This is a genomic window from Polaromonas sp. (genome assembly GCF_041689105.1).
Taxonomy (GTDB): domain Bacteria; phylum Pseudomonadota; class Gammaproteobacteria; order Burkholderiales; family Burkholderiaceae_C; genus Polaromonas.
This window is the reverse complement of record NZ_JBDNGU010000167.1, coordinates 1-8,900: the sequence shown is the minus strand read 5'-3', so window position 1 is coordinate 8,900 and position 8,900 is coordinate 1. Positions and strand designations below refer to the sequence as shown.

General features: G+C 57.4%; 8 protein-coding genes and 1 pseudogene. 3 read left to right on the top strand and 6 right to left on the bottom strand.

Going from position 1 to position 8,900, the window contains the following annotated elements; translation table 11 throughout:
- Nucleotides 1-233 precede the first annotated feature (233 nt).
- Nucleotides 234-674 (bottom strand): rhodanese-like domain-containing protein, encoded by a 441-nt coding sequence (locus tag ACESMT_RS17115; protein WP_372827805.1) that lies wholly within the window; start codon nucleotides 672-674, stop codon nucleotides 234-236.
- Nucleotides 675-868: 194 nt separating this feature from the next.
- Between ACESMT_RS17115 and ACESMT_RS17110 the strand changes: the two are divergent.
- Nucleotides 869-1,072 (top strand): annotated as a pseudogene (locus tag ACESMT_RS17110) (polyphosphate--nucleotide phosphotransferase); the annotation flags it as partial.
- A gap of 129 nt (nucleotides 1,073-1,201) precedes the next feature.
- On the opposite strand, the gene ACESMT_RS17105 reads toward ACESMT_RS17110, so the two are convergent.
- From ACESMT_RS17105 to ACESMT_RS17085, 5 genes are all read right to left on the bottom strand, one after another.
- Entirely contained in the window at nucleotides 1,202-1,375 is a 174-nt protein-coding gene (locus ACESMT_RS17105; RefSeq protein WP_372827804.1) for a hypothetical protein, read from the bottom strand.
- A complete protein-coding gene (locus tag ACESMT_RS17100) occupies nucleotides 1,372-2,724 on the bottom strand; it encodes an amidase (protein ID WP_372827803.1) in 1,353 nt (450 codons plus the stop codon). The genes ACESMT_RS17105 and ACESMT_RS17100 overlap by 4 nt, the downstream gene beginning before the upstream one ends.
- Nucleotides 2,724-4,133: a TRAP transporter large permease subunit gene (locus ACESMT_RS17095; RefSeq protein WP_372827802.1), complete on the bottom strand. Its 1,410-nt coding sequence runs from the start codon at nucleotides 4,131-4,133 to the stop codon at nucleotides 2,724-2,726. Before ACESMT_RS17095 ends, ACESMT_RS17100 begins: the two co-directional genes overlap by 1 nt.
- Nucleotides 4,130-4,639 carry a TRAP transporter small permease subunit gene (locus ACESMT_RS17090; RefSeq protein WP_372827806.1) on the bottom strand — a complete coding sequence of 170 codons (510 nt, stop codon included), beginning with the start codon at nucleotides 4,637-4,639 and terminating at the stop codon, nucleotides 4,130-4,132. The genes ACESMT_RS17095 and ACESMT_RS17090 overlap by 4 nt, the downstream gene beginning before the upstream one ends.
- Nucleotides 4,640-4,780: 141 nt before the next feature.
- Complete coding sequence (locus tag ACESMT_RS17085) at nucleotides 4,781-5,983, bottom strand: TRAP transporter substrate-binding protein (protein WP_372827801.1); 1,203 nt, start codon at nucleotides 5,981-5,983, stop codon at nucleotides 4,781-4,783.
- Nucleotides 5,984-6,566: 583 nt separating this feature from the next.
- Between ACESMT_RS17085 and ACESMT_RS17080 the strand changes: the two genes are divergently transcribed.
- Nucleotides 6,567-7,409: a PPK2 family polyphosphate kinase gene (locus ACESMT_RS17080; protein ID WP_372827800.1), complete on the top strand. Its 843-nt coding sequence runs from the start codon at nucleotides 6,567-6,569 to the stop codon at nucleotides 7,407-7,409.
- Nucleotides 7,410-7,433: 24 nt separating this feature from the next.
- A partial coding sequence (locus tag ACESMT_RS17075) for a cobalamin-dependent protein (protein WP_372827799.1) occupies nucleotides 7,434-8,900 on the top strand: 1,467 nt, incomplete at its 3' end.

The following is an 8,900-nucleotide window of genomic DNA, read 5'->3' as shown; positions in this document are numbered from 1 at the left end:
CGCGGGGCTGGTGCCTGCGGCTCCGAACCTGCCTAGGCAGGTTCGGACAGGCGCCAGAAGCGAAGCCTCAGGCGAGCGGCGGCCTGCAAGGTGCAGGGAGCTACACGCAGTGAGCGACCGTGGGGGCTCTTCTCTTTTCAAGCAGGAGCCGCGGGTCCGGCTCCGCCGGCCCGCAGGCGCAGCGGCCCCCTCGGGGGGCAGGGAGCTACACGCAGTGAGCGACCGTGGGGGCCTTATTTCTGCCGCCAAGGCAGTCCCCGGTAGCGCCAGCCGCCTGTGGCGCCACGATGCGCTTCGGCGTCCGGGTCGCCTTCGAAACCTTCAAGAACGTTGTAGGCCTCCAGCCCCAATTCGGTCGCACGCCTGGCCGCTGCGATGGAGCGAACACCGCTGCGGCACAACATCATGGCTTTCATGCCTTTCGGCACTGCAGTCGCGATAACTTCGTCGAACAGCGGGTTCATGGCCATGCCCGGCCATTGCTTCCAGGCCAGTAGCAGCGCACCGGGAACATAACCTACCCATTCGCGTTCGGCATCGGTCCGCACATCGATCAGCACGGCGAGTCCCGCCTGCATCCACTCGTAAGCGAGCTGCGGCGAGAGATCGCCGGCATAACCGTCTGCAGGCCGCAAGCCGGCAGACGGCTGGCTGGTGGAGTTCTCGCCTTTCATGACGTCCCCTGTTGTTCGAAAGAAGGGAGGATGGAGTTAACCCCCGGCCCCGCTGCTATGCCAATGTTCGACAGCAACGCAGTTTATTCCCTCCTGTTTGTCCCCACCATGGGTCGGGACAGCCAGTTGCGCCCGGTGAAGCGCAGGGTCATGACATCACCTTCTTCCAACGACCACGAGGACTTGCCATGTACGCCAAGCTGTTTTCCAGTGGCGACAAGTCTGATGACCAGACGGCGGTCGAGACGCTGGCCAGCTAACTCGATGCCCTGCAGAATCTGTTTTACGCCGACAAACGTTTCAAGCTGCTGGTGGTCCTTCAAGGTACCGACACCTCCGACAAGGAAGGCACACTGTGCGGCGTGTTCAGCCGAATGAGCCCGCTCGGCGTGCAAACCGCTCCATATTACGATTCATGACGAATCCTCTATGGTGTTTGTGAATACCTTGGCTTGTCACGCTTTCGAGATTGGTTTGATCTATTGAAGTCTCAACTTCCCGTTCGGGCTGAGGAAACCACACCAAACTCATTCGGCCTTGTCGTCTTTGCCCGATGAAAAATAGTCGTAACCCGCCAACGCCAAGCCGCCCAACAAAATAAGCGTGATGTCGAGTTGCGGCAATTTCCAAACGTAGGGCACCAGAAAAGCAACCAACAAAACCAAGCCAATCAGGCCCGTGTAACGTTCAAGAGATTTCATGCCGTATTCCTTTTGACAAATTCAGACACCAACCAGCGCGAGGCGCGCAGCAAACGGGCATCGTTTTGGTAAGCGCCGACTGCCTGAACCCCCAAAGGCAAACCATTGGACAAGTTCAACAGTGGCAAGTTCAAACTGGGCAATCCGGCCAAACTCCAAGCCGTTTGCATGATGGGGTTACCGGTTGACTCCAAACCCAGAGGCGCTGTCCCCAATGCGGCCGGACACAAGATCGCATCGTAGGTGCCGAAATACTCATCAAAAGCACTCATGACATGGAACATGCGGTCCTTGGCAGCCAGATAATCGATGGCCGAGATTGACGTTGCTTTTTCAATCCGAGTTTGCAGGACAGCACTGAGCAACTCGCGGTTGTGGTTCCATTCTTTTTGCAAGCAAAAAGCCAACTCAACCTCATTGATGGTGATCAGCCAAGGTGACACATTGCGTACGATGTCGGGCAAATCGACGTATTCCACGCAATCGCCCATGTGCTCAACAAATGCCTCATAGGCCTCTTTCGCCTCCGCATCGACTTGGTCCCACCAGGGTGTTTTCACGAAACAAAATTTTGGTGGCAAAGGCGGCTCAGACATCGCCACATCGAACAAGCGACGGGGTGCTTGCCGGGCACTGGCGGCATCGTGTCCATCGTCACCCGACATGATTTCGGTGACCTTGGCGATGTCTTCGAGGTTGCGTGCAAACACGCCCACCTCGTCAAGCGAAGGTGATTGGTCTAAAACGCCCGTGCGGGGCAAGAGGCCGCGAGAAGGCTTGAAAGCATAGACGCCACAAAAAGAGGCGGGGCGAATCACGGAACCATTGGTCTGGGTGCCCAAAGCCACTGGCACCATGCCCGCCGCCACCGCAGCGGCCGAACCGCTGGACGATCCACCAGGCGTGTGTTCGGTGTTGTGGGGGTTGCATGTCGGGCCAGGCTGCGTGGTCGCAAACTCTGTGGTCACTGTTTTGCCAAAGACCAAGGCACCGGCAGCGCGCAAGCGCGAAACCACGGTGGCATCGCCCACCGAGTAACGGCCCTTGTGGATGGGGCTGCCGTATTCGGTGGGGAAATCGATGGTGTCAATGATGTCCTTGACGGCCACGGGCACACCATAAAGCGGCCCCGGCAAATGGCCCGCTGCACGCTCTCGTTGCAGATTGTCGGCTTGGAGGGCGACGACGCGGTTATCGCGGTGTGCAAAGGCCTTGATCTTCTGGTCGGCAGCGTCTGCAAATTGGCCCAGTTTGGCCGTGAATTCCTCCACCGTCTCCTGGCCGCTGAGCAGATGCTCACGGATTTCGAGGGCCGTGAGTTCCGATACGCTTCTGGACTTTTCAGCCATTACTTTACTTTGAAGAAGTCAGGATCGACGATGGATGCATCGTTGGGGTCTCTCTTTATCTCTACCGCTTGGTTGAAGAAGTGGTCAGGCAGGTAGGTGACCATGGCAGGGTAAACATAGGTCATGGCCAAGGTAAACAACACCATGCCGACGAAAGGCATGCAGCCTTTGAAAATCGTGACCAAGTGGAGATTTTTGGGTGCAACTCCTTTCAGGTAATAGGCTGACATCGCCATCGGCGGGGTCAAGAAAGAGGTCTGCAAGTTGATGGCGATCAAGATACCGAAAAGGATCGGATCAATGCCATACAAAGGCAGCAAAGGCAAGAAGATGGGCACGAAGATGATGATGATCTCGCTCCATTCCAACGGCCAGCCGAGTATAAAAATCAGCAATTGGCTAACCAACAAAAACTGCAAGGGGGACAGATTCATGGCCAGCATGAAGTCTTTTACAACATGTTCGCCACCCAAATAGGAGAAAACCGATGCAAAAGTGGCAGCGCCAACAAACAGGAAACACACCATGGCCGAGGTTCGGGCCGTCAGATACACCGACTCACGCAAGCGTTGCCAGGTGAAGGCGCGGTAAATGATGGCCAAAATAACGCCGCCCAAGGCGCCCATGGCAGCCGCTTCGCTGGGAGTAGCCAGGCCGAACAAAATCGAACCCAGAACCGCCATGATCAGCGCAGCCAAAGGCACAAAAGCCTTGAACACCAACAACACACTTTCCCACACGGTGTAATGGTCGACGTCTTTGGGCTTGGGGCACAAAGAAGGGTTCAAAGTGGCGCGCAAGATGATGTAGATCAGGTAAAGAAGTGCCAGCGTGAAACCAGGAATGATGGCTGCAGCGTAGAGCTTGACCACCGACACGCTGGCCGTGGCCGCGTAAACGATGAGCAGGATTGACGGCGGAATCAGGATCCCCAAAGTGCCGCCCGCCGTGATCACGCCGCTGGCCAGTTTTTGGTCATACCCGGCCTTGAGCATAGGGGGCAAGGCGATCAGACCCATCAAGGTCACCACCGCGCCCACAATGCCAGTGGCTGTGGCAAACAAGGCACACGTCACCAGCGCCGCCACCGCCATAGAACCCGGCAGAAAACGCAAACCGACTTGCAAGCTGAGGAACAACTTGTCCAGGATGTTGGCACGCTCGATGATGTAACCCATGAACAGAAATAACGGTATCGATATCAGCACATCGTTGTTCATCACGCTAAAGGTATTTTGCGTGAAGAGGTACAGGATGCGGTTATCCCACATCAGTTGGTCGGGTGTGAAATAGGCGTAAAAACCAAACCCGATGCCCATCGCCATCAAGGTAAAGGCAATAGGAAAGCCCAAGAAAATGAAAACAATGAAAAGGCCCAACATGAAGAGGGCGATGATGGGATCACTCATGGCTGTGCTTTCTCTGCATACTGTTGAATCAGCACTTGTTCAAGCTCTTCGACGTCGCCGCCGCGCGACAACCAGTCACCTGTTCGTATGCACACCAGGCAACGCATCACCTCAGAAATGCCGGCAATCAACAAAGTAATGCCTGCGACAAAAATCACCATTTTCAGGGGCCAAACCGGCACCCCTGCCGGGCTGTTGACGCTGGACTCAAGAATACGCATACTTTCAAAGGCATATTGACCACCGGTGAAAACCATGGCGAAAATGGCTGGAAAATAGAACACCAAGTACAAAGTCAGGTCCACTTTGGCTTGCGTACGGTTGGCCCACTTGCGGTAAATGAAGTCGCCTCGCACATGGGAGTTGCGCGACACCGCATAGGCGCCCGACATCATGAACAAGGCGCCATACATCATGTAACTCATGTCAAACGCCCACACAGTCGGGCTGTTGAGCACATACCGCATGAATACCTCGTAGCAGGTGGACGCGGTCAAGATCAGCACACACCATGAAAAAGCGTGCCCGATCGACTTGCTGAATATGTCAATCCTGCGAATCCAGACTTCCATTCGATTTACCTCTTTGCTGGCAAAAATAAAGGCTGCCGGAAACTATTCCGGCAGCCTTGAAAACCAAACCTATGATCAGACCGGCAACTTGGTTTTTTGCACGTACTCGTACGCCAATTTGTAGTTGGCTTCGTTGGTGAAGTGATAAAAGCCCACGCGGCGTGACCATGCCTTGAACGAATCGTTCACTTCTTTGAACATATCAACTTCTTTTTCGAGCTTTGCAGTCACTTTGTCCCAAGCAGCCAACTGGCCTTTGTACACGTCGGTTGTGGTGCGCGACACCTGCACCTTGTGCTTGACAATCAACTCCTGCAAGTCTTTGGAGTAGTTGTCGTGCGCCAAGGCAGTCGATGCAGTCGATGCGGCTTCTGCGGCATACTTGAGGATAGCCTTCAAGTCAGCCGGCAAGGCGTTGTACTTGTCTTTGTTGAAGATGATTTCAAAGAACTCCTGGGCCTGGTGAAAAGAACCCATGGAGTAGTACTTGGACACGTCCTGCGCACCAAAGCGCATGTCGGCCGTGGGGTTGTTGAATTCGAAAGCGTCAATCACACCGCGCTGCATGGCGGGCACGATCTCACCACCGGGTAACTGAGCCACAGCCATGCCCAACTCTTGCATCAAGTCGGCAGCCAAACCGATGGTGCGGTACTTGAAACCCTTGAGGTCAGCAGCCTTCTTGGGTGGAGCCTGCTTGAACCAACCCAGAGGCTGTGAAGGCATTGGGAAGGAGAAAAAACCCACCACATTCAGGTTCATCTTGGCCACCAGCTTGTCCCACAACTGCTGACCACCGCCTGCGTGGATCCAGCTCAAGCCGATTTCTGGTGTGGCACCGCTCACAGGGCCCGTACCGAACAAGGAAGCCACTTTGGACTTGCCGTACCAATAACCCGACACATGGTGGCCGCCGTCAAGAACACCCTTGCTAACAGCGTCAATGATTTCAAAAGGCTTAACCACGGCACCAGCGGGCAGATATTCAATTTTCAGTCGACCGCCAGACATTTCGTTTACGCGGGTGACATATTGCTGCGCCATCTCGCTGAAAATTTCATTCGCACCCCAAGAGCCTTGCATCTTGAAAACGATCGGGGCTTGCGCCGCAGCGATCATGGGGATACCGGCCAGCGGCACGGCCACCGCTGCCGTAGCCGCTTTGCCAAAGAAACGGCGACGGCTGGCTTGAGGAGAATCGGTCACTGTGGAGGGAAGGTTTTGTTTAGTTTGGGTCATATTGTCTCTGGTTGAAAGTTTGAGAGTGGCAAATTCCAATTACTCACAAAGTATGAGCCATTCAACAAACCCGTCCCTCCGTAAATACCCGCGATAAAACGTGAATTTTTTTCAATTTAAATTGCAGAAAATTTCAAGCAGACCACCGCGTCAAACTCTGGCGACTCGGCTTCAATAGAAATTTTGGCCCAGGTGACCACCCGCGAAGAAAAGCCACTCGCGCATAAAGAAGCCCCCGAGGGTGGGACTGCAACAGTTGCAACGAGGCTGGCCGCCAGGTTTGGACATTCTGGTTGAGAGATGACAGCGCCGAGTCTGCTGGAATCAACGGCGACCGCAGTGGCCGAGCCGGTGGCAGCTCAAGAGCGCCGTTCCGCACCAATCACTGTCTGGATCGGGCTGGCCAGCTGCACCGTAGCCCTGGCACTCTTCTGCAGGTACTTCAGCTTTACACGGCTGGAGATTTTCAAGATGTTGCTGGGTTCCTTCTTCCCGTTGGCCCTCATGCTGACCAGGTTTTGGCAGAAAGGGGCGCACGAGCGCCCCTTTTTTCTGGCGGAGGCAGTAAGATTGACGTTTACGTAAACGTCAATCAGAAAGATCGCCCCGACTGGAGACACCGATGGCCAAGCCCCGCACCCGCGCTCCCAAGCTTGCCGACTGGCAGCCACCTGCCGGAAAACGTGCTGCTGCGTTTTCCCTGGACAGGCTGGACCCGGCCGCCAAGCCCTGGTCCAGTGGCGACAAGGATGCCGACAAGACGCGCGTCGATGCGCTGGCCATGGAGCTCGACGCGCTGCAGGACCAGTTCTACGCCGACCGGCGTTTCAAGCTGCTGGTGGTGCTGCAGGGCACGGACACCTCGGGCAAGGACGGCACGTTGCGCAGTGTGTTCAGCCGCACCAGCCCGCTCGGCGTTCACACGGTCGGCTGGAAAGCCCCCTCCCACGCTGACAAGGCCCACGACTACCTGTGGCGCATCCATCGGGCCATGCCCGGCGCCGGCGAAGTAATGATCTTCAACCGCAGCCACTACGAAGACGTGCTGGTTCCGGTGGTCAACCACTGGATCACGCCGGCACAGGTCAAGCAGCGGTATGCACAGATCAACGACTTCGAACGCCTGCTGACCGAGACCGGCACAGTCATCCTCAAATTCATGCTGCACATCAGTGCGGACGAGCAGGCCGAACGCCTGCAGGAGCGGGTGGACGACCCGACCAAACACTGGAAATTCAGCCTCGACGACGTGGATGTGCGCACGCAGTGGGCCGACTACCAGAAAGCCTACCAGGCGCTGCTGCGGGCCACCAGCACGGCGCACGCGCCGTGGAACATCGTGCCCGCCAACTCCAAAACGCACCGCAACCTGATGATTGCGACCGTGGTGCGCGACACGCTCAAGAACCTCAAGCTGCGTTACCCGCCCAGCGACCCACGGCTCAAGGGCCTGAAGATCACGTAAAGACAACCGCGAAAGACCGCCGCCATGACCGACCTGTCCGCCGAATACAAGGCCCTCGCCAGCTACCGCCCCCCCCACAAGGTGCGTTTCGTCACCGCCGCCAGCCTGTTCGACGGGCACGACGCAGCCATCAACATCATGCGGCGCATCCTGCAGGGCATGGGCGCCGAGGTGATCCACCTGGGCCACAACCGCAGCGTTGATGAGGTCGTGACCGCCGCCCTGCAGGAAGATGTGCAGGGCATCGCCATCAGCTCCTACCAGGGCGGCCACGTCGAGTACTTCAAGTACATGGTCGACCTCCTCAAAAGCCGTGGTGGAGAACACATCCAGGTGTTTGGAGGCGGCGGGGGCGTGATTGTGCCACCCGAGATACGCGAACTGCACGCCTACGGCGTGACGCGCATCTACAGCCCCGAAGACGGCCAGAAAATGGGCCTGGCCGGCATGATTGGCGAGATGGTCATGCGCTGCGACAAAGACCTCACCGGCCTGGCACCCAAAAATATCCAGGCCATTGAAGGCCATGGCGAGATGGCCTGGCGCGCGCTGGCGCAGCTCATCACCGCGCTTGAAAACGACAGTGCGCCTGCGGCTTTGGTCGAGGCGCTGCGGGCGCAGGCAGCCACCTGCCAGATACCGGTGCTGGGCATCACCGGTACCGGCGGCGCCGGCAAGTCTTCCCTTACCGACGAGTTGATCCGCCGTCTGCGCCTGGACCAGAACGACCAGTTGCGCGTGGCCATCATCAGCATCGACCCGTCGCGCCGCAAAAGCGGCGGCGCGCTGCTCGGCGACCGTATCCGCATGAACGCGATCAGTCCATGGACAGTCGCCTCTTTTCCAGCTCAAGCCGCCGAACCGGCTTTGCCGGGCGGCAGGCGGGCGGCTCCCTCGGGGGGCAGCGAACCAAACGCAGCGGGGAGCGTGGGGGCCCGTGTCTTTATGCGCTCGCTGGCCACACGCGACTTCGGCCCGGAAATCAGCAAGGCCCTGCCCGACGTGATTGCTGCCTGCAAGGTTGCCGGGTTCGATCTGGTCATTGTGGAGACCTCAGGCATTGGTCAAGGCGACGCCGCCATCGTGCCGCATGTGGACGTGCCCATGTACGTAATGACGCCCGAATTCGGCGCAGCCAGCCAGCTCGAAAAAATCGACATGCTGGACTTTGCCGAGTTCATCGCCATCAACAAGTTCGACCGCAAGGGCTCGCTCGACGCGCTGCGCGATGTGGCCAAGCAGGTCCAGCGTAACAAGGAAGCCTGGGGCACACCAGCAGATCAGATGCCGGTGTTTGGCACCATGGCTGCACGCTTTAATGATGATGGTGTGACGGCGTTGTACCAGGCGCTGAAACCGCGTCTGGCTGAGCTGGGCTTGACATTAACTGAAGGAACGCTGCCCAAAGCCGATGTGCGCCACAGCACCAACCAGACGCCGGTCGTGCCCGCCGCCCGCACCCGCTACCTGGCTGAAATTTCGGACACCGTG

What these genes read in the sequence shown, in the direction of transcription:
- ACESMT_RS17115 (WP_372827805.1), bottom strand. Translation starts at nt 674, where the DNA reads ATGAAAGGCGAGAACTCCACCAGCCAGCCGTCTGCCGGCTTGCGGCCT.
- ACESMT_RS17105 (WP_372827804.1), bottom strand. Translation starts at nt 1,375, where the DNA reads ATGAAATCTCTTGAACGTTACACGGGCCTGATTGGCTTGGTTTTGTTG.
- ACESMT_RS17100 (WP_372827803.1), bottom strand. Translation starts at nt 2,724, where the DNA reads ATGGCTGAAAAGTCCAGAAGCGTATCGGAACTCACGGCCCTCGAAATC.
- ACESMT_RS17095 (WP_372827802.1), bottom strand. Translation starts at nt 4,133, where the DNA reads ATGAGTGATCCCATCATCGCCCTCTTCATGTTGGGCCTTTTCATTGTT.
- ACESMT_RS17080 (WP_372827800.1), top strand. Translation starts at nt 6,567, where the DNA reads ATGGCCAAGCCCCGCACCCGCGCTCCCAAGCTTGCCGACTGGCAGCCA.